Raw genomic sequence first — 23919 nt, 5'->3', positions numbered from 1 at the left:
GAGAAAAAAATGAATTCATGTCCGGTCGTATAAGGTTGCTGCTTTATGTGGTCGGTCTTTGATTGTATTTCTCGACGCCGCCTGATTTCTCCAGCCGTTTGGAGAGGAATCCGATGAAAATCGGCAGCAGAATGGCTGTTGTCACAACACTCGCCGCAATCTGTACGGTAGCGATTTCAGCAATTGGGGCAAATGAAGCATTGGCAGCCACGATGGCAGCAGGTGTACCTACAGCGTTACCGGCTGTGGAACCTTCCGAAGCTCCGACAATGGGATTCCAGCCAATGGCTTTGAAGAGCAGGTAGCCAACGCCGCCAGTGATCAATACAGTAATTACACCCAGCATGATGCCGCCTAGTCCGCCTTGAATAATGGACGAGAAGTTGATTCCCATACCCAGTGAAAAGGCGAAGAATGGAACGAGCTTGTCGCTGCCTTTGTGCAGCCATTCAGCCAGGTTGCGATCCAGGTTACCAATAACAACACCGACGATCAGTGGAAGCAGTACGGCTACAAAAGCCATCGGGGAGAACATGCCATTGGCGAAGCCCATCGCACCGAAAATAGAGAGTGCAACCATGGTAAGAAAAGGTCCGTCGCTGAGTGCGAGGAATGGATAAGCCGCCTTATCATCTTCTTTGCCGTATTGTCCGGCCAATGCGATGTACAGTCCGCCGTTGGAATTCGTCATCGCGGCAATAATGGCAAGCGGTGCCAGGCCAAGGAATAATCCATTGGAATCTGCGAAGAAAATGGCGATCAAACCTAATATTGCACCAACGGCCCACTTGAACACAAGCAGCGTAACGCCTTTACCTACAGACGAACCGGCTGTCTTGAACGTAATTTGCGTACCGGCAATCAGGAGGAACAGGGCGATCAGTGTGCTTGAACTGTTCACGAACAGGGCTTCAGTAAAACCACCAATCCGCAAGGCATTGGGGAAGAATGTGTTAATACTTGCACCAAGTAACAGCGGGACAACCATCATACCGCCAGGAATGCGATCCAATGTCGCTTTAATGTTCATAGTAGTAGCTCCTTTATGTGAGTAATCGTTTTCATGAAGCGCTTGCAGGACTTATGTTATCGCATATTGTTTATTTTAGCAACAATAATTTATTGCAAATTTAAATTAATGCATTATGTGTTTAAATATGCAACACATTGGGGCGTAAAAAAAGCGTAAACTTAAAGATTATTCTTTAAGTTTACGCCATAACGTGGCACGGTTAATCCCCAGGCGATCCGCTGCCTTGGATTGATTGTTGTTTTCCTCCTGCAGGACGTGCTGAATGATTTCCTTCTCAATCTCTTTCAACGTACCGTTCAGCCTCATCGTGTTCGAAGCAGAATGCTGATTAAGCAAGCGGGATAACGTATCCGTCGAGATCACATAATCCTGCTCATTCAGGGCAGCCTGTTTGATAAGATGCTTCAGCTGGTTGACTGTCATCTGCGGAACTTGATCTCGGATCAACTGCAGCGCATCGTCTTTTATTTTCACTGCAGCCGTCCCATACTTCTGATAGTAGCCGCTTAGAAAATGCTGGATGAGTGGAGCCAAATCCTCCACCCTGTCTGCAAGACTTGGCATCATGATGGTATTGAGCTCGATATTAAGCTTCCAATGCGGATTCAATGGCTCTTCACCCAGGATGAATACACCAATCTGCCTATCGAGACAGGTCTGAATGAATGAGATTAGCTCTTCGTCATTTAGGCGACTATCGATATGATTCATTTCCACGTTGCGTACCTTGGAGAGCGGTATTTTATGCAAATGGCCAGCAGGTACCTGGGACAGATCCATTTGCAGCAATAGTCCACCACCCGAGTACATTTGATGAATATGTTTTACGAGAAATGATTTGCCGGAATCGGCATGGCCAAGCAGATAAATGGGTTCGTGATTTTCATATAGTGCCCGGATATTCTTCAGCGTCACCTGCATGGCAGGTGATTCTGCGACGATAGGTTCTATGGAAATATCGGTGTAAGCTGTTATGCCAAATTGTGCAAACTGGTAAGGTTGTCCCTTTTCGAGTGTGTATACTTTATAAGCCTTAGTATTGAGCGTCGTTTCATAGGCTGTCACTGTCAGCTGGTAGTCGTCAACCATAAACATATTCTGGACTTGGGACTGATGAAATTCCAGATTGGTGTTAATTAGATGAATGTGATTATCGGTCAGTGGGTTCTGCTCGAAATCCGTCAGGTTTTCGAATACAATCTCGTTCCGTTCATCTAAAATAAGCAGATTCGGATGCTCCTGCGTGACCAGATTGTTCAGAATAACGGATATTGCACGATTTTTGCTCAAATACCGATATACCAACTGGGCATCTTCCAACGCTCGCAGAATGGCTTCCTTGCCGGATTGGATCAGCAATCCTTCAAGTCCATAGGTTCTGGCAGTATTTACGGTGATAACATCCCCGACAATTTGACGGTATCCGGACGCTTTTAGCTCCAGCAGCAGTCTGGCCACATCTTCGGAACTGCGTATGGTATATACCTTGAGAGGCAAATCCATCAGATCAATAATCGATTGTGCACCCGATGTAATATTGGAAAAGCCTACGATGGCCGTTTTGCCGTTAAACTGGCTGGCCAATGTCAGGGAACGAATCATGTCATATCCCGACAGCTGCACATCAATAACGGGAATGGTGACAGCTTCCTTGATCAGCTGGGCAGTACCCCCGCGGCTAATGATAATATCCGCCCCGTTTTTTTCAGCTTGGGAGGCCAGTTCGGCGCCCTTCATCAGGTCACCTACCTCGTACTGGATGGTAAGTTGGGGAAATCGGGGAACGCATTCTTGTATAATGGTAGTCATGGATTCGTAAGGAGCGATAATATGAACTCGTGTACGCATAATTTTCCTGCCTTTTATAGAAATCTCATTCGGATGGTTCCCTTATTATAGCCAACTTACGTGGGATTGGCATCTTTGGCTCCGGGCAGCTTGAATATAAGTAGAGAGAAAAGATGGCCGAACGGCTGATCTGCATTCAAGAGAGTGTGACAATTATCACGGAAGTCAGAATTCCACTTTTTCAAAATGAATACATAAGCATCAACGATGGAAAGGAAAGAAAGGAGCGTCATGCGATGGCAGCATTTCGTGAAACGGTAGAACCGGATCACATTATCCGATGCGTTGTCAGTGAGTTTCCGTGCAGGGTATTGTGGAGTGAGGGGCGTCCATGCCTGGAGTATCAGCGGGAAGAGGATCTGAAGGTAATTACAGCGTACGTTGAGGTAAACTTTGGTGTTGATTTGCTGGATGTATTCTTTACTGCAGTAGAGAGTCTTCCCGCCTGATCTGGATAACGGCTAGCGTCATTAAGTGAAAATAGCGTGAGAGAAACCAACAGCGATATCTGGTGGTTTTTCTTTTGGTTCTTTATTTGTTGCAGGAAGATGATTAGGGTCATGATAAGGTAAGGATTTTTGAATGGGAAATACCTGTCCAATCCAGGGAAATGAAACCCCGTTCCCGGAATTCATGTATTATAGGGTATATGTAAACTTTTCGGAGGAGGAACGTGATATGGGAATCTTATCGAGGTTTAGGGACGTGATGAAGGCCAATATGAACAGCTTGCTGGCTCGGGCGGAAGATCCGGAGAAGACCGTGAACGAATACATGCGGAGTCTGAGCAGCGATCTGGGCCAGGTAAAGGCGGAGATGGCGGCGGTGCTGTCAGAGGAGAGCAGGGCGAAGAGGGCTTTGGACGAATGCAGTGCCGAAATCAAGAAGCTGCAGCGGTATGCAGAGAAGTCGGCAGAGTCAGGCGATGAAGATAAGGCGCGAAGTTTTCTGGAGAAGAAAGTGAAGCAAGCGGAGAAAATGAACGAGTTACAGGCAGCCTATGATCGGGCCTCCGCAAAAGCCAAAATGATGAAGCATATGCATGAGAAATTGGTGGTGGATATGGGGCAATTGGAAGCTCGGCATACAGAGCTCAAGGGCAAAATGGCAGATGCGAGAGCCCAGCAGCTTGCTAATGAACGAAATGCCTCTGCCGGAAGTGCGAATGCAGCATTTCAGGCGATGGAAGACAAGACCAATCAGGCATTGAATGAAGCGGAAGCACTTGCTGAACTCCGGGCAGGGAAGCAGGAGGATGATCTGGATGAACTTATTGCCCAGCTCGAGAAAGAAATGAACGCCGATGCGGGTAATAATGAAAATGCGACGCCAAGTGCGGAGGAGGAACTCGCAGCAATCCAGGAGAAGCTGAAGAATAAATAGGAGTTATACGATTATATTTCGTTAGACATTGAGGTGAGCAGATGCCAGTTATTGAATACAAATGTCCCAACTGCGGCAGTGGCATGGTTTTTGACAGTACGACAGGAGCATTATCCTGCCCGAGCTGTGGGCGGCAGGACAACATTGAGCAACTCCCAGACCCGCTCAAGAAACAGGTGTTCACGGAAAATGAAGTGAAGCAGTACCACTGCAACAGCTGCGGCGCGGATATCGTCACGGAACCGGAGACGAGTGCGACCACGTGCAGCTTTTGCGGAGCGGCGGTTGTACTGAGTGATCGGCTGACAGGTGATCTGGCACCGGTTAGGGTGATTCCCTTTTCCATCAGTAAGGAACAGGCGATGCAGGCATTCAAAAAGTGGTGCCGAAACGGTCTGCTGACGCCAAGCGGATTCATGAGTGCAGATCGGATTCAGAATATCACCGGGATGTATGTGCCTTTCTGGTTATATGAGCTACATAACAAAATCGAAGTTCACGGTCGCGGGACCAAGGTGAAAACCTATACGCAAGGCGACTACCATTATACGGAAACACAGCATTTTGATATTTACCGCAAAATCCGGCTCAACTATGTGAATCTGCCGATTGATGCTTCGGAGAAAATGAAGGATGAGCTGATGGATAAGCTGGAGCCGTTTCCCTATAACCAGCTGAAAGAGTTCAAGACTCCGTATCTAGCGGGATACATTGCCGAAAAATACAATTATACGGATGAAGAATTATATCCGCGGGCCAAGGAGAAAACCCGATCTTATATTGATTCTTACATTGCTTCAACGGTATCCGGTTATAACAGTGTGAGCTACACGGACAAACAAATCGATACCACCTTAAAAAATGCGGACTATGTGCTGCTTCCAGTGTGGATGGTCTATTATGACTTTAATCGTTCTCAGTATACCTTTGCCATGAATGGTCAAACGGGAAAGGTAGTCGGCAAACCTCCCATTAGCAAAGCCAAAGTGGCGGGATGGTTCGCAGGTGTTTCGGCCGTTTCCTTGCTGTCCTTGAAACTGGTCTCCTGGATGATGGGAGGTGGGTTCCTGTGAAAAAGGCCAAATATCTGGCGATGGTGGCTACTCTGGTAATGTTGGTGATCGGTCTCGCATTTCCCGTGTTTACCGTTCAGACAGCATCGGCAGCAGAGGACAAAAATCTCATCTATGATGAGGCCAATCTGCTGAGCGAGCAGGAAGAAAGCGAATTGAACGCACTGGCGAATGAATATGGTGACGAGAGGCAGACGGATTTTATTATCCTGACAACGAACAATACGGAAAATCAGGATGTAGAGCTGCTGACCGAGGATTTCTATGATGAACAGGCACTAGGGTATGATAAAGCCCACGGTAATGCCGTCATTTTGACAATGGATATGAATTTTCGGGAAGTGTACCTGGCTGGATTTTATAAAGCAGAGGATTATTTGGATAATGGGCGGCTGCAAGCTATCCGCAGCAGAATTACCCCTGATTTATCCAATGGTGACTATAAGCTAGCTTTCGAAAAATATATCAGGCTCTCTTACGAGTACATGGGGTACAAACCGGGTGTGAATCCTAATAATATTTTATTCAACGGTTGGTTTCAACTTGCTGTATCAGTCGCAATCGGCGGAATCGTAGTTGGTGTGATGGCCTACCGATCTGGAGGACGGGTCACCGTCAATCGGGCGACATATGAGGATTCCAGTAATTCCAGTGTACTTGATCGTCAGGACCGATATATCCGTACAACGGTCACCAAACAAAAAATTGAACGAAACAATAACAACGGCGGAGGCGGCGGTGGTGGAGGTACCACCCGAGGCGGCCATTCACATAGCGGAAGCAGAGGTTCGTTTTAGTATCTGAGCTTTCGGGGCAGGTCCAAATAGAAGGGATGGGAACGATTATGGGATTTTTCAAAAATCAATTCTCGAATGTGGTGGAATGGGAAGAATTCAGGGATGACATGATTTTTTGGAAGTGGAGCAATCGGGAGATCAAGAAGGGCAGTAAGCTGATTATCCGGTCGGGCCAGGACGCTATCTTTTTGAATAACGGCAAAGTGGAAGGGATTTTTGAGGAGGAGGGCTCATTTAATATCGATTCCGAGATCATTCCGTTTCTATCTACATTAAAAGGATTTAAATTCGGATTCAACAGCGGCATGCGGGTCGAGGTGCTGTTTGTGAATACAAAGGAATTTACCGTTCGTTGGGGGACGCAGAGTCCTGTACTGATTCCGACACCGCAGCTCCCGGGCGGGATGCCGATTCGGGCCAACGGTACGTTTAATTTTAAAGTGAGTGACTATGTCACACTAATTGATAAAATTGCGGGCATCAAGCAGAGCTATCTGGTCGAGGATGTCAAAATCCGCATGACTTCCGTTCTGGACCAGCTGCTGATGAAGTGGATCAGCCGCGAGGGCAAGGATATGTTCAACCTGCAGGCAAACGCATCGGAGATTGCCAAAGGCATTCAGGAAGACCTGGATATGCAGATGATGGACATCGGGATCGGCATTACCGGCTTCCAGGTGATGAGTTTCAATTATCCGCAGGAAATTCAGGATATGATTACGAAGACTGCTTCGCACGAGATGATCGGTAATCTGCAGAAATACCAGCAGGTCAGCATGACGGATGGCATTGCATCCGGTAAGGTCAAGGGCGGTGGTGCTGCTTCCGATATGGCAGGTATGATGATGGGCATGAACATGGCGAATGAAATGATGAAGAACATGAATTCCAATAACCAGAATCAAGGCCAGAGCCAAAACAATAACAGCAGCAGCAACTCAGGTCAAAACCAGGATCAACCATCCGCTTCCACGGGAGGATCTTCTTCCGAAGGTGCGAAGAAGCCGAACTTCTGTCCGAACTGTGGTGCTAAAAATGAAGGAGCCAACTTCTGTCCAAATTGCGGGCAAAAGCTTGGCTAATGTAACCCGATATAAGAAGGGCCTGCATGAGAGTGAGTAATCGTTAGCAGGCCCTTTTTCAATTTCAATTTAAGTTTGATAAAAGTGTTGACAATATTTCCGAAATCATTTATCTTTAATTTAAGATATTTAATTCAAAAGTAAACGACACCAAAGAAAAAATATCTGAATCCAAATTACAAGGAGCGAGATCAAGATGATGATTCCAACATTGACCAGAATAAACGAACTTTCCAGAAAAGCAAAAGAGGCAGAATTGACAGAGATGGAGAAAGCGGAACAAATTCGTCTGCGTCAGGAATATCTGCAAGTCTTTCGCGGTTCGATCAATGATATTCTGCTGAATGTCACCATCTATGATCCGAACGGCGATGACGTTACTCCGGATAAATTGAAACAGGAACAAGCAAGCCAAAATAACAGCTAAATTCAATCGGTCATATATCTTAATTTAAAGATAATACAAATTACGATAAATATTAAAAACCACCATATCCCATTCGAAAATCCAAGGAGGAATTTTTTATGACACTTCAAACTGCAGGTATTCACCATATTACGGCTTTTGCGGGAGATCCACAGGCCAATGTCGACTTTTACGCCGGGGTTCTGGGACTTCGTCTCGTGAAAAAAACAATCAACTTCGATGCACCAGACGTGTACCATCTGTACTTTGGAGATGAGAAAGGCAGCCCGGGAACCATTATTACCTTCTTCCCATCTGCCGGATCACCTCGGGGTAAAATTGGCGGCGGTCAAGTAGGCATCACCTCGTATGTCATTCCTCCTGGGACTATTGGCTTCTGGCAGGATCGGTTGGAACGGTATAACATTGAGGTAACTAAAACAAGTCGCTTTAACGAAGAACTTCTCCAATTCGAAGACAGTGAAGGTCTGCGGCTTGAGCTTGTTGAACGGGAAGAAGGAGCTGCCAGCACATGGGAGCATGAAGGAATTCCGGCAGACAAAGCCATCAAAGGCTTTGGTGGTGCAGTATTGTTCAGTGTGAATCCGCAAAGAACGATGGATGCGCTGGAGAATATTTTGGGATTCGTCAGAGTGGATGAAAATGAGGAATATGCTCGCTTCCGCTCCAGCGGCGATATCGGTAATGTCGTGGATGTTCCGGTCACTCGGATCCCTCTGGGAGTAGGCGGCTCAGGCACAGTACACCACATTGCGTGGCGTGCCAAAGATTTTGAAGAGCATGAAGCATGGAGAGGTGCCGTATATCAATACGGATATCAACCAACTCCGGTCCGGGATCGTCAATACTTTAACGCCATCTACTTCAGAGAAGCGGGTGGAATCCTGTTTGAAATTGCGACAGATCCACCGGGATTTGCGAAAGACGAACCTGCGGATGCACTCGGACAAAAACTGATGCTGCCAGAATGGTTCGAGCAATATCGTGATCAAATTGAGAGCAACCTGCAGCCGATTGTGGTAAGAACGTTGGAACCTGCGACAGCTGCTAAATAATATAGACCCTAGCGGTCAGAGCGATGTTCTGGCCGCGAATGGATTCAATGTAACATAAGGCACATTACGACTTGAACCCAAAGGAGCATCGAAGGATGGTGGAGAAAAAGGTTACCTGGCTGGAGCTGTTCTACGATCTGCTCTTCGTAGCAGCCGTGTCCAAAGCAGGTCATGTCCTGCTGCATGCCGAGCATGGCGTCATTACGTTTGAATATCTGTTGAAATTTGTATTAATCTTCATCCCTGTTTGGTGGGCATGGGTTGGGCAGACCTTATTCATTAACCGATACGGTCAGGATATCCTCAGCCATCGCGTTTTTCTCATCCTTCAGCTTCTGTCGGTTCTCGTCATGACAGCAAGCCTCTCGACTCATTTTGACCAATATTACCTGTCATTCTTCGTGGGGTATATCGGATCGAGGGCATTTACGGCAATTCAGTATCTCACAGTACATAAGTCCAAAAGTGCACATCAACAACAGGCTGCCCGGTATCTGGGTATCTGCTTTATTATCGGTATCCTGATCTCCACGGGTTCTCTGTTCTTTGATTCCTGGCTGCGTTATGTCGTGCTGTATGCGGGGATCGCAGTAGATATCGTGCTTCCGCTGATTGGTCGCAAAAATCTGGTGAAGGTACCGATCCACACACATCATCTGCTCGAACGCTTTGCGCTCTTTACACTCATCCTGCTGGGTGAGTCGGTGATCAGTATTATCGCTGTGCTTCAAGCGGATCATTGGGATCTGAGATCCATCCTGTTTGCCGCCTTTACTTCCATATTTGTCATTGCGATGTGGTGGCAGTATTTCGATAATGTCGAGAAAAAGGTTAGCAAAGAAATTCAGACCGCCGGGCAAGCGATCATCTATGGGCATCTGTTCATCTACATTTCGATGAGTATGATTGCAGCTTCAATTCAGCTGCTGTATCTGAATGAGCTCAACTATGTGTTCATGCTGGGGTTTGGTTTTGGATCTGTGCTATTATACTTCCTCTCGACCTCGCTCGTGTTCCATCGTTATCGGCATGCACATCAAAGGCTGCGTCCACGTCATCTGGTAGCTATGGTGGGGGTATTGGTTGCATTCGTTATAGTGGATCTGATCTACCAGGTTCCGAACTACGTCATCGTAGGGGAAGATATGTTATTTTTCCTTCTGTATGCGAAGCTGACGACTTGAGTAGCGGATTGAAAATACATTAAAAGTCACGGACGAATTACGTTCGTGGCTTTTTTGATTAACAATTTTTCTAAAATGCATGTCGACAATGTGAAAAAGCGGTTTCGTGAGTTATTTTCTTCTATAGAATCTGTTAATATGGGACTAGGTACAAGTGAATTTACCAAATCACTGAATATCTAATTTATAAGATGGGCTTGATGTAACAAATACATGAGAACGGAGAGGGCAGAAATAACCTGGAGAAGCGAAGCTAAAAGCTTTCTGGAGGAAAGCTGCATCGGAAGCATACACTTCGCCTTTATCACCGGATTTCTCCCTTAGAAAAGGGAGTCAGGAAATCTGGGGATAAGAGTGATCGGAAGGTTGTTCTGCAATCGAAGTGGCCTAATGTAGGTTGTTTTAAGTTCATTTTATACATAGCGATTCGTGGATATGGGGATGACAATCAGGAGGGAAATCATTGAGCACACATCAAATCGGAGTTCCATTGGAAGGGTTTGCAGAATTTAGCCGCACGGTTGCCGCAGAAGGCGCGGTGCTTTTGAAAAACGAAGGTCAGGTTCTTCCGCTTCGTGAAAACGAAAACGTTTCAGTTTTTGGCCGTATTCAAGTCAACTACTATCGTAGCGGCACAGGTTCAGGCGGAAGTGTACATGTAGCGTATACAACCAATCTGCTGGATGGACTGCGCAGCAAGAAGAATGTAACCGTTAATGAAGAGCTGGCAGCTGTCTATGAAAAGTGGATTGAGGAAAATCCATTTGATGATGGCGGTAAAGTATGGGCTGCTGAACCGTGGAACCAAAAGGAAATGCCTCTGACAGATGAACTGGTTGCACAAGCCAGAAGCAAGTCCAGCAAGGCTATTGTCGTGATTGGACGTACAGCAGGGGAAGATCAGGACAATGCCGATGCACCAGGCAGCTACCAGCTGACAGAAGATGAGAAAGCCATGCTGAAGCAGGTTACGGCGCATTTTGAACACACCATCGTAGTGCTGAATGTATCGAATATCATCGATATGAGCTGGCTGAACGAAACGTATATACATCCGATTCAAGGCGTCATTTACTCCTGGCACGGTGGTATGGAAGGTGGTAACGCGATTGCCGATGTACTGGCGGGTGATGTTACACCGAGTGGTAAACTGACAGATACGATTGCGTATTCCATCGAAGATTATCCTTCGACAAGCAACTACGGCAATGAGTTCAAGAACCTGTATCAGGAAGATATTTATGTGGGTTATCGTTATTTCGAAACGTTTCGACCTGAAAAGGTTCAGTTTGAATTCGGTTACGGCCTGTCTTATACGACGTTTGCCATTCAACCGGAAGAAGCGAAATCGGTGTCCAAAGATGGCGAAACCGTGATTGAAGTTCGTGTAAACGTGACCAACTCGGGCACAACATATGCGGGCAAAGAGGTTGTGCAGGTGTATTATGAAGCTCCGCAAGGCAAACTGGGACAACCTGTGAAAGCGCTGGTGGCTTTCGGCAAAACGGGACTGCTTCAGCCTGGAGAATCAGAACTCCTCACTGTAAGCTTCCCAGTAAAGGCCATGGCTTCCTACGATGATGCAGGTGTAACAGGTCATGCTTCCGCTTATGTTCTCGAAGAGGGCACCTATCGTCTGCATGTTGGAACCAGCGTCAAGCAAGCGCAGCACTTCCGCGTTGATGGCCAGGACGGGTACGTGATCGACGCCCTTCAGGTCGTAGAGCAGCTGCAAGAGGCGATGGCACCAACCGAAGATTTCACGCGGATGAAACCGGGTGTTCGCAAGGCAGATGGATCATACGAGCTGACTTACGTGGAAGTGCCGAAGCGTCAGGTCTCCATGGCTGATCGGATTGAGCAAAACCTGCCACAAACGCTGGAGCAAACGGGCAACCAAGGCTACAAACTGAGTGATGTCAAAAACGGCAAAGTCAGTCTGGAAGCCTTCATTGCCCAATTGAGCGATCAGGATCTGGCTGCGATTGTGCGAGGCGAAGGTATGAGCAGTCCGCTCGTTACTTCCGGTACAGCTTCTGCATTCGGTGGTGTCAGCGATAGCCTGTTTAACTATGGTATTCCTGTGGCCTGCACAGCAGATGGCCCGTCCGGTATTCGTATGGATAGCGGAGAGAAAGCCACGCAAGTATCAATCGGAACGCTGCTGGCGGCGACATGGAATACGGATCTGGTTGAAGAGCTGTACGTTATGGAAGGACAGGAATTGCTGAGAAATCAGGTAGATACCCTGCTCGGACCTGGACTCAATATCCGCCGGAGCCCGTTGAATGGTCGTAACTTCGAGTACTTCTCTGAAGATCCGCTGATCTCGGGTGTGTTTGCTGCAGCATGCACCAAAGGCATTATGAAGGGTGGATCCAATGCGACCCTGAAGCACTTTGCCTGCAACAATCAGGAGAAACACCGCAGCAAAGTCGATGCTGTAGTCTCGGAACGTGCACTGCGCGAAATTTACCTGAAAGGGTTCGAAATTGCGGTAAAACAAGGCGGCGCGAATTCCATCATGACCTCCTACAACCCAGTTAACGGGCACTGGGCTGCATCCAACTACGATCTGAACACGACCATTCTACGCGGAGAGTGGGGCTTCGACGGGATCGTTATGACAGACTGGTGGGCCATTATGAACGATGTGGTCGAAGGCGGAGAGGCTGACCGCAAATATACAAACTGGATGATCCGTGCCCAGAACGACCTGTACATGGTCGTGCCAAACTATGGCGCAGAGATCAACGGCTGGGATGACAATACGATTGAATCTCTCGCCAATGGAACACTGACACGCGGAGAGCTGCAGCGCTCGGCGATCAATATTTGCAAATTCATCATGAATGCACCAGTTTCCTCCAGAAAGCATGAAATTGTGGAGAACGTCGCTTCATTCCAGGCAAATGCATCCCTTTCTGCAGAAAAGGCCCAAGTTCTGGCTGAGAATGCACAAGTGAAGCCTATTGTAGGTGAGCCGGTTTACATGAAAGTAGACGAGGCAGGCCAATATCGGATTATCGTACAGATCATGTCCCCTGAGCCGGAACTGGCTCAAAGCGCATGTAATGTGCTCCTGAACGACCAGTTGATGACGACCATTCAAACGAATGGTACAGAGGGCAAATGGATCAGACAGAAGCTTGTAAAAGTAGAGCTGGAAGCAGGACTGTATGAGTTGAAGCTTGACTTCACCAAGCCGGGTCTGCAGATCGACTGGATTGAATTCAAACAGGTCTAGGACGGGCAGACAGACATTCAGTGAGGGGAATGTTGTCACTGGACAGGCTGACTGTTATGATGTTGTTAGGATATCCTGGAATTCTGAACAATCTGGTCAGGAGTGTTGCGAAGGATGAGAAGGTATAATTTTTGGAGTCCAATCCTGCTGATTGCGGTGGCGCTGATCGTAAGAAGCCTGGTAACCAACCTGGGCATGCTGTTCGGCATGTCGCAGGAAGCAGCGAGTAACATCGCCATGATTGCCATGGTAATTGCCGCACTTATTATGTTTAATCGAATGACGAAGGCTCGTCGCAAAAAATAAAAAAAGCTTGGATGCCCCGTTAGGACATCCGAGGCAAGAAGACACCCTCCCGGGTGTCTTTTTTTTGTATTGACGTTCTGAACCTAACGTTTTAGACTAAACCTAAATAATAATAACATTAATACAATAACGAAAATAACAGTGAGGAATCGGACTCAACGGGATATAAGTTAAATTTCACATTTACATGAGAACGTAGGGGACAGAAATAACCTGCCATTCCAAAGGAGGACTCCATTGATGAAGATCATTGCCGACAAACAATATATCTTTCAGGAAGGTCAGCCTTTTCAGAGCAGCCATGCTTCCACGGTTGCTGTTTTACCGGATGGAGCTGTGCTGGCTGCTTGGTTTGCAGGCCGGCATGAGAAGGCAAGTGATGTTGCGATCTGGATGGCAAGGCAGGAACAAGGATCATGGTCTGCTCCGCGTAAAGTCGCAGATGAAGAGGGCATCGCTCATTGGAACCCGGTACTGTATGCGCAGGGTGGTTCACTAATGCTGCTTTACAAGGTAGGGCACGAAATAACGGATTGGCATACCCGCATCATTCGCTCCGGCGACGGTGGGCATACGTGGTCCGCTCCCAAGGAACTGGTGCCTGGAGATATCGGTGGTCGTGGGCCGGTTCGCAACAAGCCTATTCAACTGGAGGATGGAATGATTCTGGCTCCGGCATCCATTGAACGATTGGAACCAGAGGGCTCCGGCAAACAGATATGGGAGTCTTTTGTCGATATCTCAACCGATCGTGGGGAGACATGGACGAAGAGTGCGCATGTGCCGAGGGACCTGTCCACCTATGTTGGTGCGGAGCACTGGTTTGCCAAGGGACTAATTCAACCCACTTTGTGGTCTTCCGGCGGGAAGTGTGTGCATATGTTTCTGCGCAGTACCGAGGGGGCTGTTTTTCGCAGTGATTCGGATGATGGTGGATGGACATGGTGTGAAGCTTACCGGACAGAGCTGCCCAACAATAATAGCGGAATTGATGCCACGTTGATGGAGAATGGCTTGCTTGCGCTTGTCTTCAATCCAGTCAGCGGGTATGCAACGGAGAGTCCTCGAACCCCGCTGGTGATCGCCTTTTCAGCAGACAATGGTCAGACTTGGGGCGATAAGTTTGTGCTGGAAAATAAACCGGGGGAATACTCGTATCCAGCGATCGTGGCCCAAGGGAAGGAACTGTATGTCACCTATACGTGGAAGAGAGAACGGATTGCGTTCTGGAAACTGACCGTTAACCCATAAGATGAATAAGGACCGCGAAGGCACTAATGATGCGCTTTGTCGGTCCTTTATGTCATGGGGCGTGGACGGAACTGATTCGGTGAGAGACCGGTACCACGCCGAAATTGTCTGGAAAAGTGGCTGACGGAATGATAACCGAGCTCATCCGCGATGTCCTCAATCGTTTTATTGGTACTGACAAGCAGTTGTTTCGCATGTTTAAGCTTCTTTTCCGTGACATACTGCCGAGGGGAAATGCCGTATATTTCTTTAAATATTTTGGTGCACTGGCTGCGGCTCAGATTCAGTTTTTCAGCCATTTGCGTGATGGAACCTTCGCTGGAGATCATGGTCTGCAGCTGCTCTTCGATTCGGTGTGCGGTATCCGCCTTATGCATGGTAGCTTCCGGTATGACATCCGGAATATGTTCTGCTTCCTCAGATTGCAGCAGGATTATTTCCTGAATAATCAGGAGAATGTAGGCTTGCAGAGCCATCTTTTGGACCGAGGTCAAGGTTAGTCTGATTGCAGAGTCTTTCTGGATCACGGCAGAATTCGAAGACAAACTGTGCTGCATCTCGAGTTCAATTCTTGTCACATAAGCAGGCAGTTCAGTGGAAGCTGCCTGGTTGTGGGGAATAAGCCGATATTCACGCTGGCTCAGCGTTTTTCGCATCCCAGAATCATCGATATCGAAGTGAATATTGAAAAAGGAGAAACACGAATGATCCATAGGTTCAATTTCGCCTGTAGATTCGTTGGTACAAGCACAAGCATTCTCCATCTGGTGTCTGGCGCCTGCCCGGATGAATAACCAATCTCCCGAACCCAGCAGAATTTCATCCGTCCCGATCTGCATTCTGCCCTCTCCGGATTGGCAATACAAGACTTCATATAAATGATGATGGTGCTTCGGATAGACCCAACCGGGTGATTTCCTGCCAAAATGACATCCCGTAATCTGCAGTGTACTCGTCATATTTGGAAAAATCACATCCGTATCCATGGGATCACCGCCTCATTATTGTTGTCACAGATTATACCATCCGGTCAGTGTGCACAAAAGGTCAAAAAGCCGGACGTTTTGTGAATGGTGAGATGCCTTGAGGACTTATATATTGGAAGAAACGAAGGGAGCTGCCATATGAAAAGACAGCCCGTATTGGAAGTGATCGCTATGGATGCGGCAGATGCCAGGGCAGCTGAGCAGGGTGGAGCAGATCGGATTGAGCTGGTCTCTGCCATGTCTGAAGGAGGACTTACCCCCAGCTTAGGTGTCATTGAGCAAGTGGTATCTCAAGTCCCCATTCCGGTGTATGTCATGATCCGTCCTCATAGCCGCTCGTTCCGCTATAGCGCTGAAGACATTGGCGCCATGGCCCGGGATGTGCGTGTAGCGAGAGAACTTGGAGCCTCTGGCATCGTGATCGGTGCCCTGACGGAAGAGGGGGAAGTCGATCTGCTATCCCTGCAAGCTTGTACAGTCGAAGCCCAGGGGCTGGGTGTTACATTTCATCGAGCCATCGATGCGAGCGCAAGCCTGACACGGGCGCTTAAGTCCATCAGCACAGTGGGCTCCGTTGAGCGCGTACTTACATCCGGAGGGAAAAAGTCAGCGCCTGAAGCCATGCCCGAATTAAAGCAGCTTCAGGAACTGGGGCAAGAGCTGAAAGTAACGGTTATGGCTGGCTCAGGGGTAACCATAGACCAGATTCCAACCTTGGTAAGGCAAACAGGTATCGCGGAAATACATATGGGATCAGGCTTGCGATATGAGGAAGCTTCCAGCACCCCATTAATCCCCGATTGGTCGCAGAAGCCAAGCGGCAGTTGTTAATTGCAATTCAATCCAACGAATGACGGGAGTGTTACGCCATGAATCATGGACTGCAAACAGCTGATTGGATCAAGTCCGCAGCGCAGGTCACGCCATCCGAGCGCCAGCTGAAGTGGCAGGAGATGGAGTTTTATGCATTTATTCATTTTACGGTGAATACATTCACGGATCGTGAGTGGGGGACCGGCGAAGAAGATCCGGCCATCTTCAATCCTTCGGAGCTGAACGCGGAGCAATGGGTGCAGGCATGCAAATCCGCTGGAATGAAAGGACTAATCTTAACTTGCAAGCATCATGACGGGTTTTGTTTATGGCCAAGCAAGGCCACGAAGCATACCGTCGCAGCCAGCCCGTGGAGAAATGGCACAGGTGATCTGGTAAAAGAAGTTGCCGAAGCCTGCCGTGAGAGCGGCTTGAAGTTCGGAATATATCTGTCTCCTTGGGATCGCCATGAAGTGTCGTATGGGGATTCGGAGAGGTATAACGAATTTTTCCTCCATCAGCTCCGAGAGCTGCTCACAAATTATGGAGACATCTTCTGTGTATGGTTTGACGGGGCATGCGGCGAAGGTCCGAATGGCAAAAGGCAGGTCTATGACTGGGAAGCTTACTATGCTCTCATTCGTGAACTTCAGCCGGAAGCTGTGATTTCGGTATGTGGCCCCGATGTCCGCTGGTGTGGTAATGAGGCGGGGCATACGCGAGACTCGGAATGGAGTGTTGTGCCGGTATATATGCAGGATAATGAGAAGATCCAGGAGCAATCTCAGCAGGTGGATGATGTAGAATTTGCCCGAAGGATCAATACGCAGGACAGTGATTTGGGAAGCAGAGAGGTCATTCGTGACCAAGACGACCCGTTGATCTGGTATCCTGCCGAGGTCAATACATCAATCCGTCCGGGATGGTTCTATCATGCGAGTGAAGATAAGCAAGTCAAAACGCTGGAAGAGCTGCTCACCATCTATTACGGCGCAGTGGGGGGAAATGCCAGCTTTCTGCTCAACCTGCCGCCAGACACGCGTGGTCTCATTCACGAACAGGATGTGAAACGGCTGCAGGAGTTGGGAGATGTCCTGCGCACCACATTTGAGGATAACCTGGCGTTGCAGGCGTTGGCTGAAGCATCAGAGACGATGGACGAACAACATGCAGTATCGGAAATCCTGACCGAACAACGAGATACCTACTGGTGTCCAAATGAAGGAACAGAACAGGCGTGGATTGAGATTGATTTACAGGCGGAAAAGACGTTTGACCGGGTGGTGCTGATGGAGCATATCCAGACAGGCCAACGGATTGAGCGCTTTGCATTGGAAGTTTGTAGCGACGATGGCGCCTGGAATGAGGTCTACACGGGAACAGTTGTGGGATATAAGAGAATCTGTTGTTTTGCGAAGGTCACATCAAGAAAAATTCGGCTGACCATTCATGAATCACGATGGTATCCTACGTTGTCTGGACTCGGCATATATCTGAGCGAGCGGGGAGGGACGCAATATGGCGGTTCTGACGTATAGAGGGTCACAATTCATTTATGATAACGAGCCCATTCAAATTTATTCAGGAGCCATTCATTACTTCAGGGTGGTCCCTGAATATTGGGAAGATCGACTGCTGAAGTTGAAAGCCTGTGGTTTGAATACGGTGGAAACGTATGTACCGTGGAATTTCCATGAACCACAGCCGGGGCAGTATCGTTTTGAGGGTATGGCCGATCTGGAACGTTTTATTCAAATTGCAGGAGATGTGGGTCTATACGTGATTGTCCGCCCGAGTCCTTACATATGTGCCGAGTGGGAGTTCGGAGGATTGCCTTCCTGGCTGCTCGCGGATGATGAAATTCGCCTTCGATGTCATGATGAAAAGTTTCTGGCGAATGTGGATCGTTATTATGATGTGCTTTTGCCCAAATTGAAACCGCTCCTTAGCACCCATGGCGGGCCAATTATTGCGATGCAGATTGAAAACGAGTACGGCAGCTTCGGAAACGATGCTAATTATTTGAAATATTTGCGTGATGGCATGGTGCGACGCGGCATGGATGTGCTGCTGTTCACCTCCGACGGACCGACAGATCCTATGCTGCAGGCCGGATCGGTACCGGGGCATCTGGCTACAGTCAATTTTGGATCAGGGACAAAGGATGCCTTCGCCAAGCTGCGTGAATATCAGCCAGATGAACCTTTGATGTGCATGGAATACTGGAACGGCTGGTTCGACCACTGGGGAGAGTCGCATCATACCAGGGAAGCTGCAGATGCAGCTAGTGTGTTTGAGGAGATGCTTCGAGAGGGAGCTTCGGTCAACTTTTATATGTTTCATGGCGGAACGAACTTCGGATTTTATAACGGGGCGAACTGTCAGCAAAAGGATCAATATGAACCTACGATTACAAGTTACGACTACGACTCGCTGCTCAGTGAGTCTGGGGAGCCGACAGCAAAATTCCATGCCGTGCGTGAGCTCATTGCTCGGTATAGCGACAGTAGTATGGGAGAGCTTGTACTGCCTGAACCGAAGGGCACCATCGCCTATGGGCGAGTGGAGTTGACGGAACAGGCCGGACTGCTGAGACAGTTGGGCCTGTTATCCGTTCCGGTTCAACGGACCAATCCGGAACCGATGGAGAAGTTCGGTCAGGATTATGGCTTTATTTGTTATCAAACCCGGATATCCGGCCCGAGGGAGCGACAGGAGCTGGTGGTTCAGGAGGTGCGTGACCGTGCACTGGTGTATGTTGATGGGCAATTTCAGGGCGTGCTGGAACGCGGAAATACAGCATTGTCGGTATCATTCGAAGTGCCTGCAGAGGGTGCGGAAATAATGATCCTTGTGGAAAATATGGGGCGAATCAATTATGGGCCGTACCTGAGGGATCCGAAGGGGATTACGGAGGGGGTGCGGCATGGCTTTCAATTTTTGTTCGATTGGACGATTCATTGTCTGCCGCTGACGGATCTGTCAGGCCTGCAATTTAGCAGCGCAACTTCTGAAGCACAGGGGCCAGCCTTTTATCGGGGGAGCTTTCAAGTCGATGAAACGCAGGATACCTTTCTGCGTCTGGACAGCTGGACCAAGGGCGTTGTTTATGTAAACGGGTTCAATCTGGGGCGCTACTGGGATAAAGGACCGCAAAAAACGTTGTATGTACCCGCACCGCTCCTTCGCCAAGGTGAAAATGAAATTATTTTATTCGAGCTTCATAAGACGACCGATCAGGCAGTAACATTTGTGGATACACCGGATTTGGGCTAGGAAAAGGAAAATAGTATAGCAAACGATTATTGAGAATTGTCGTGTCTGCAGGAAAAAGGTATACGTTGGGTATGGACATCGACTACAGGAGAGGATGAGGAAAAATGAAAGTTGGACTCAGCACCTACAGTCTGCAACAAGCACTGGATCGCAAAGAGCTGACCGTGCCGGATGCCATTCGATTTATTGCCGATCAGGGCGGGGAACATGTGGAGATTGTACCGATGGGATTCAGTCTGGTCGACAATCCGGAGTTGATTGATGAAATTAAAAATACGGCAGAAGAAGTCGGAATCGACATTTCCAATTACGCCATCGGCGCAAACTTTGCTGTTCAGGAAAACGCCGAAGCGCTGGAACAAGAGATTCAGAATGTGATGCGACATGTGGATGTGGCTGCTGCGTTAGGAGTTAAGCTGATGCGTCATGACGTGGCGTTCCGCCCTGCAGAAGAAGGGACCGTAGCACAGTTTGAAACGGATCTGCCGGTTCTGGTGAAGGCCTGTCAGCGGATTGCCGATTATGCTGCAGGCTTTGGAATCACAACGAGTGTGGAGAACCATGGGTACTATGTGCAGTCCAGCGAGCGAATTCAACGTTTGCTGCATGAAACGGCACGGGAAAACTTCAAAACCACGCTGGATGTCGGGAACTTCCTCTGTGTGGATGAAGATCCGGTAAGTGCGGTGAAAAATAACATCCCTTACGCGTCAATCGTGCATGCCAAGGATTTCTACTGGAGATCTTCCTACCGCAATCCCGGCGAAGGCTGGTTCCAAACCTCGCACGGCAATTACCTGCGCGGTGCGATTGTGGGCCATGGTGATATCGACATGCCTGAGGTGTTCCGTGTGCTGAAACAATCAGGGTATGACGGATATATCTCCGTTGAATTTGAAGGCATGGAAAATTGCAAAACCGCCTCGCGTATTGCAATGGATAACGTCCGCCGCCTATGGGAAGAGGCATAGTGCTGAGTACTTGTTTTAAATGAAGGTATGAATTACACAGAGCAACGGAGAGGGCAGAAAAAACCTGAAGAAGCGAAGCGTTCGCCTTTATCCCAGGATTCCCACCTTTAAGAAAGTGGATTGAGGAATCCGGGGATAACAGCGATCGGAAGGTTGTTCTGCCAGCGTAGTGGTAGCGTGTCAATAATCATTTATTTATGGAGGGATCAGCACAATGTCCAAATTGAAAGTCGCCGTCATCGGTGCCGGATCAATATCCGATTGCCATTTGCAAGCCTATGCCAGCAATCCTGAAGTTGAAATATACGCCATATGCGACCTGAATGAAGCACGTGCCACAGAAGTGGCGAAGCAATATGATGCACCTCACGTATTTACCGACTACAAGGAACTGCTCGCACTGCCCGAGATCCATTCCGTCAGCATCTGCACATGGAATGACTCCCATGCGGAGATTAGCATTGCCGCACTGGATGCGGGTAAAAATGTGCTGTGTGAGAAGCCGCTTTGCCAAACGGTGGAGGATGCACTCGAAGTGGAGAAGGCCGTTCATCGCAGCGGCAAGCTGCTGCAGGTTGGTTTTGTGCGCCGCTATAGCAACAATGCGCAGATTCTGAAGAAGTTTATTGACGCGGGTGAGCTGGGTGAGATCTATTACGCCAAAGCGTCCAGCCTGCGTCGCCTCGGTAACCCGGGCGGCTGGTTCTCGGATATCAATCGTTCTGGCGGCGGCCCGCTGATCGATATTGGTGTACATGTCATCGATATTTGTTGGTATCTGATGGGCAGACCGAAGGTGAAATCCGTTTCCGCTAACGTGTCCAATCGCCTTGGCAATCGTGCCAATATCAAGAATCTGTCATTCTACAAGGCTGCAGACTATGACGCTGAACAGAACACCGTCGAGGATATGGCAAATGCCCTGATTCGTTTCGAGAATGGTGCAAGTCTGCTTGTGGATGTCAGCTTCACGCTTCATGCCAAAGCGGATGAAACCTCAGTCAAACTATATGGTGACAAAGGCGGTGCCGAACTGGAGCCGGAAATCTCGATCATTGGCGAGAAATTCAATACTATTTTGAACATGACCCCGCAGGTGGATTTCAAATCATTCGATTTCATGGGTTCGTTCCGCAATGAAATTAACCATTTTATCGACAGTACGCAGGGCCGTAAGGAAACGCTTAGCCCGGTAGAGGACGGCGTCGAAGTGATGAAAATGCTCTGTGCCATCTACGAGTCGGCACGCGAGGGACGCGAAATTTCACTGTAAACGAACCAAGGAACTGAGAAGATCTGAGATAACAGTGTTCAGAAGACAGCATAGTACTCGAAGTGACGAGTTTAAAAAGTCTTTAATAAACTAAACTTTCACGCTAAAGCGGAAAGTGCAGAACCAGTCTGTAAAACGAAGTGACGAGACTTCATATGTCTTTTTTAGTTGAACTAAACCGTTACACGATAACGGAGAGGGCAGAACCAATCTGGAGAAGCGAAGCGCTCGCCTTTATCCCCGGATTTTCCCTTTGAAAAAAGGGAATCAAAAAAATCCGGGGATAACAGCGATCGGAAGGTGGTTCTGACCGCGCAGTGGTCCAGTGTACAGCTATTTATTCAGCTTATGACATTTAATCCAAAGGAGATGAACGGGATGAGCGAAACCAAAGACGTGGTGCTGGAACAGGAAGAACAGATCGTCGAAGCCGGGGTACACAATTTTAGCAAAGAGGATGAATGGGTCAAGCCGGAAGATCCGCTGCTCCTAGAGCGGCTGGAGTGGTTCAAGGACCAGAAGCTGGGGCTGATGATGCACTGGGGTCCTTATTCCCAGCTTGGTCTCGTGGAGTCCTGGGCGCTAAGTGATGAGGATGGCGATTGGTCACGCGATGACATCGACTGGACGGATGACATGGAAGACTTCAAACGAGAATATTTTGATTTGAACAAAACTTTCAATCCAATACGCTTCCAGCCTGAGGAATGGGCACAGATGGCGGCAGACAACGGGTTCAAATATTTCCTGTTCACGACCAAGCACCATGACGGTTTCTGCATGTGGGACACCAAGACGACGGATTACCGGATCACGGGTAAGGACACGCCTTTTCATACCCATAAGTATGCGGACATCTGTCGAGCGTTATTTGATGCTTTTCGGGCCAAAGGACTCGGTATCTCAGCGTACTTCTCCAAAGCGGACTGGCATACCCCGTATTACTGGGCCCCGGGCATGGAACGTGGACGTCATATGTGGCGCGGGCCATCGTATGATCCCCATAAGTACCCGTGGTTGTGGGAGAAATTCGTGGAGTTCACGCATGAACAGATCATGGAGCTGCTGACGAATTACGGACGGATCGAGTGTCTGTGGCTGGATGCCGGTTGGGTGCGTGAGGGTCGCCACGGCCAGGATATTCGGCTGGGAGAAGTCGTGGAGCGGGCGCGTCAGACCACACAGCCATGGCTCCTGTCAGCAGATCGCACGGTAGGTGGACCATATGAGAATATCGTCACTCCTGAGCAGACCATCCCGGAACATCCGATGAACATCCCTTGGGAGAGCTGTATCACAGTGGGCAATTCCTTTGCTTTCGGATTCGATGATCAGTATAAATCGGGAAGACAGCTGGCACATATTCTACTTGAGGTCGTTTCCAAGGGCGGTAACTTGGCGCTGAATGTAGGACCACAACCCGATGGACGTCTTCCGAAAGGGGCAATTCGAGGTATCAAGACACTCGGTGAATGGCTCGCTACCCACGGAGAGGGGATCTATGGAACCCGGATATGCGGACCGTACTTTACAAAGGATTGGGCCTTTACGCAGAAGGAAGATATCAACACGGTGTATGCCTTCCGTTTATACAGAAACGAGAATGAGGCAGTACAACCACAAATCATCATTCCCTATTTGGAAAAGGTAGAGCGAGTCGAACTCGTTGGTACCAACGACGTAATTTCGTATCAGCAGACAGAAAACGGACTTGTCGTGGATCTGCCACAGTCTACTGTTTCTGGAGCAACACCCATCACGCATACGTTCAGATTGGTAACAGGCAAATAGAACGTCATGTGAGTTCCGGGGGAGAAATAGTGGCCTCCGGGATTTTTTAATTCAATCAAATGGGGGTGGGATTCCTGATAATAAGGGCACGTAAACGCTTGTGCCGCAAGGGTTTATAGAATA

The 23919-nt window shown here is 48.5% G+C and carries 20 protein-coding genes; 17 read left to right on the top strand and 3 right to left on the bottom strand.

What is annotated here, in order from left to right; genetic code table 11:
- Window positions 1–43 precede the first annotated feature (43 nt).
- Window positions 44–1030, bottom strand: a complete 987-nt coding sequence (locus tag AAIH57_RS26660) for a 2-keto-3-deoxygluconate permease (RefSeq protein WP_175397138.1) — start codon at window positions 1028–1030, stop codon at window positions 44–46.
- Between the two features lie 168 nt (window positions 1031–1198).
- Window positions 1199–2881, bottom strand: coding sequence for a PrpR N-terminal domain-containing protein (locus AAIH57_RS26655; RefSeq protein WP_430023632.1), 1683 nt, complete (start codon window positions 2879–2881; stop codon window positions 1199–1201).
- 236 nt (window positions 2882–3117) lie between these two features.
- Here AAIH57_RS26655 and AAIH57_RS26650 point away from each other — a divergent pair, with 236 nt between their 5' ends.
- The 11 genes from AAIH57_RS26650 to AAIH57_RS26600 all read left to right on the top strand — a co-directional run bounded on the left by AAIH57_RS26650 (window position 3118) and on the right by AAIH57_RS26600 (window position 14686).
- Entirely contained in the window at window positions 3118–3330 is a 213-nt protein-coding gene (locus AAIH57_RS26650) for a hypothetical protein (protein WP_430023631.1), read from the top strand.
- A 229-nt stretch (window positions 3331–3559) separates the two neighbouring features.
- Complete coding sequence (locus AAIH57_RS26645) at window positions 3560–4264, top strand: PspA/IM30 family protein (RefSeq protein ID WP_430023629.1); 705 nt, start codon at window positions 3560–3562, stop codon at window positions 4262–4264.
- Window positions 4265–4305: 41 nt separating this feature from the next.
- On the top strand, window positions 4306–5337 hold the full coding sequence (locus tag AAIH57_RS26640; protein WP_430023628.1) for a TFIIB-type zinc ribbon-containing protein: 1032 nt from the start codon (window positions 4306–4308) through the stop codon (window positions 5335–5337).
- A 38-nt stretch (window positions 5338–5375) separates the two neighbouring features.
- Window positions 5376–6134 carry a TPM domain-containing protein gene (locus AAIH57_RS26635; RefSeq protein ID WP_246310978.1) on the top strand — a complete coding sequence of 253 codons (759 nt, stop codon included), beginning with the start codon at window positions 5376–5378 and terminating at the stop codon, window positions 6132–6134.
- Window positions 6135–6181: 47 nt separating this feature from the next.
- Window positions 6182–7216, top strand: coding sequence for an SPFH domain-containing protein (locus tag AAIH57_RS26630; RefSeq protein ID WP_430023626.1), 1035 nt, complete (start codon window positions 6182–6184; stop codon window positions 7214–7216).
- Between the two features lie 199 nt (window positions 7217–7415).
- Window positions 7416–7643 (top strand): DUF896 domain-containing protein, encoded by a 228-nt coding sequence (locus AAIH57_RS26625; RefSeq protein ID WP_175397153.1) that lies wholly within the window; start codon window positions 7416–7418, stop codon window positions 7641–7643.
- Window positions 7644–7741: 98 nt separating this feature from the next.
- A complete protein-coding gene (locus tag AAIH57_RS26620; protein ID WP_430023624.1) occupies window positions 7742–8698 on the top strand; it encodes a ring-cleaving dioxygenase in 957 nt (318 codons plus the stop codon).
- A gap of 95 nt (window positions 8699–8793) precedes the next feature.
- Complete coding sequence (locus tag AAIH57_RS26615) at window positions 8794–9882, top strand: low temperature requirement protein A (protein ID WP_430023623.1); 1089 nt, start codon at window positions 8794–8796, stop codon at window positions 9880–9882.
- 463 nt (window positions 9883–10345) lie between these two features.
- Window positions 10346–13129: a glycoside hydrolase family 3 C-terminal domain-containing protein gene (locus tag AAIH57_RS26610; protein ID WP_430023621.1), complete on the top strand. Its 2784-nt coding sequence runs from the start codon at window positions 10346–10348 to the stop codon at window positions 13127–13129.
- A 114-nt stretch (window positions 13130–13243) separates the two neighbouring features.
- Entirely contained in the window at window positions 13244–13435 is a 192-nt protein-coding gene (locus AAIH57_RS26605; protein ID WP_175397129.1) for a hypothetical protein, read from the top strand.
- A gap of 240 nt (window positions 13436–13675) precedes the next feature.
- Window positions 13676–14686 carry a sialidase family protein gene (locus tag AAIH57_RS26600; RefSeq protein WP_430023619.1) on the top strand — a complete coding sequence of 337 codons (1011 nt, stop codon included), beginning with the start codon at window positions 13676–13678 and terminating at the stop codon, window positions 14684–14686.
- Window positions 14687–14733: 47 nt separating this feature from the next.
- On the opposite strand, the gene AAIH57_RS26595 is transcribed toward AAIH57_RS26600, so the two are convergent.
- Window positions 14734–15672 (bottom strand): helix-turn-helix domain-containing protein, encoded by a 939-nt coding sequence (locus AAIH57_RS26595; RefSeq protein ID WP_175397127.1) that lies wholly within the window; start codon window positions 15670–15672, stop codon window positions 14734–14736.
- 138 nt (window positions 15673–15810) lie between these two features.
- Between AAIH57_RS26595 and AAIH57_RS26590 the strand changes: the two genes are divergently transcribed.
- From AAIH57_RS26590 to AAIH57_RS26565, 6 genes are all read left to right on the top strand, one after another.
- Window positions 15811–16503, top strand: coding sequence for a copper homeostasis protein CutC (locus AAIH57_RS26590; RefSeq protein ID WP_430023617.1), 693 nt, complete (start codon window positions 15811–15813; stop codon window positions 16501–16503).
- 38 nt (window positions 16504–16541) lie between these two features.
- Window positions 16542–18023, top strand: coding sequence for an alpha-L-fucosidase (locus tag AAIH57_RS26585; protein WP_430023615.1), 1482 nt, complete (start codon window positions 16542–16544; stop codon window positions 18021–18023).
- Window positions 18004–19761: a glycoside hydrolase family 35 protein gene (locus tag AAIH57_RS26580; RefSeq protein WP_430023613.1), complete on the top strand. Its 1758-nt coding sequence runs from the start codon at window positions 18004–18006 to the stop codon at window positions 19759–19761. Before AAIH57_RS26585 ends, AAIH57_RS26580 begins: the two co-directional genes overlap by 20 nt.
- 104 nt (window positions 19762–19865) lie before the next feature.
- Window positions 19866–20732: a sugar phosphate isomerase/epimerase family protein gene (locus tag AAIH57_RS26575; RefSeq protein WP_430023611.1), complete on the top strand. Its 867-nt coding sequence runs from the start codon at window positions 19866–19868 to the stop codon at window positions 20730–20732.
- 214 nt (window positions 20733–20946) lie between these two features.
- Window positions 20947–22005, top strand: coding sequence for a Gfo/Idh/MocA family protein (locus AAIH57_RS26570; RefSeq protein ID WP_430023609.1), 1059 nt, complete (start codon window positions 20947–20949; stop codon window positions 22003–22005).
- 378 nt (window positions 22006–22383) lie between these two features.
- Window positions 22384–23796, top strand: coding sequence for an alpha-L-fucosidase (locus AAIH57_RS26565; protein WP_430023607.1), 1413 nt, complete (start codon window positions 22384–22386; stop codon window positions 23794–23796).
- Window positions 23797–23919 lie beyond the last annotated feature (123 nt).

Source organism: Paenibacillus sp. MABNR03 (genome assembly GCF_050455445.1).
GTDB lineage: Bacteria > Bacillota > Bacilli > Paenibacillales > Paenibacillaceae > Paenibacillus > Paenibacillus xylanilyticus.
The sequence above is the reverse complement of the archived record's forward strand: the minus strand, read 5'-3'. Positions and strand labels throughout refer to the sequence as shown.

What these genes read in the sequence shown, in the direction of transcription:
- AAIH57_RS26660 (WP_175397138.1), bottom strand. Translation starts at nt 1,030, where the DNA reads ATGAACATTAAAGCGACATTGGATCGCATTCCTGGCGGTATGATGGTT.
- AAIH57_RS26655 (WP_430023632.1), bottom strand. Translation starts at nt 2,881, where the DNA reads ATGCGTACACGAGTTCATATTATCGCTCCTTACGAATCCATGACTACC.
- AAIH57_RS26650 (WP_430023631.1), top strand. Translation starts at nt 3,118, where the DNA reads ATGGCAGCATTTCGTGAAACGGTAGAACCGGATCACATTATCCGATGC.
- AAIH57_RS26645 (WP_430023629.1), top strand. Translation starts at nt 3,560, where the DNA reads ATGGGAATCTTATCGAGGTTTAGGGACGTGATGAAGGCCAATATGAAC.
- AAIH57_RS26640 (WP_430023628.1), top strand. Translation starts at nt 4,306, where the DNA reads ATGCCAGTTATTGAATACAAATGTCCCAACTGCGGCAGTGGCATGGTT.
- AAIH57_RS26635 (WP_246310978.1), top strand. Translation starts at nt 5,376, where the DNA reads ATGTTGGTGATCGGTCTCGCATTTCCCGTGTTTACCGTTCAGACAGCA.
- AAIH57_RS26630 (WP_430023626.1), top strand. Translation starts at nt 6,182, where the DNA reads ATGGGATTTTTCAAAAATCAATTCTCGAATGTGGTGGAATGGGAAGAA.
- AAIH57_RS26625 (WP_175397153.1), top strand. Translation starts at nt 7,416, where the DNA reads ATGATTCCAACATTGACCAGAATAAACGAACTTTCCAGAAAAGCAAAA.
- AAIH57_RS26620 (WP_430023624.1), top strand. Translation starts at nt 7,742, where the DNA reads ATGACACTTCAAACTGCAGGTATTCACCATATTACGGCTTTTGCGGGA.
- AAIH57_RS26615 (WP_430023623.1), top strand. Translation starts at nt 8,794, where the DNA reads ATGGTGGAGAAAAAGGTTACCTGGCTGGAGCTGTTCTACGATCTGCTC.
- AAIH57_RS26605 (WP_175397129.1), top strand. Translation starts at nt 13,244, where the DNA reads ATGAGAAGGTATAATTTTTGGAGTCCAATCCTGCTGATTGCGGTGGCG.
- AAIH57_RS26600 (WP_430023619.1), top strand. Translation starts at nt 13,676, where the DNA reads ATGAAGATCATTGCCGACAAACAATATATCTTTCAGGAAGGTCAGCCT.
- AAIH57_RS26595 (WP_175397127.1), bottom strand. Translation starts at nt 15,672, where the DNA reads ATGGATACGGATGTGATTTTTCCAAATATGACGAGTACACTGCAGATT.
- AAIH57_RS26590 (WP_430023617.1), top strand. Translation starts at nt 15,811, where the DNA reads ATGAAAAGACAGCCCGTATTGGAAGTGATCGCTATGGATGCGGCAGAT.
- AAIH57_RS26585 (WP_430023615.1), top strand. Translation starts at nt 16,542, where the DNA reads ATGAATCATGGACTGCAAACAGCTGATTGGATCAAGTCCGCAGCGCAG.
- AAIH57_RS26580 (WP_430023613.1), top strand. Translation starts at nt 18,004, where the DNA reads ATGGCGGTTCTGACGTATAGAGGGTCACAATTCATTTATGATAACGAG.
- AAIH57_RS26575 (WP_430023611.1), top strand. Translation starts at nt 19,866, where the DNA reads ATGAAAGTTGGACTCAGCACCTACAGTCTGCAACAAGCACTGGATCGC.
- AAIH57_RS26570 (WP_430023609.1), top strand. Translation starts at nt 20,947, where the DNA reads ATGTCCAAATTGAAAGTCGCCGTCATCGGTGCCGGATCAATATCCGAT.
- AAIH57_RS26565 (WP_430023607.1), top strand. Translation starts at nt 22,384, where the DNA reads ATGAGCGAAACCAAAGACGTGGTGCTGGAACAGGAAGAACAGATCGTC.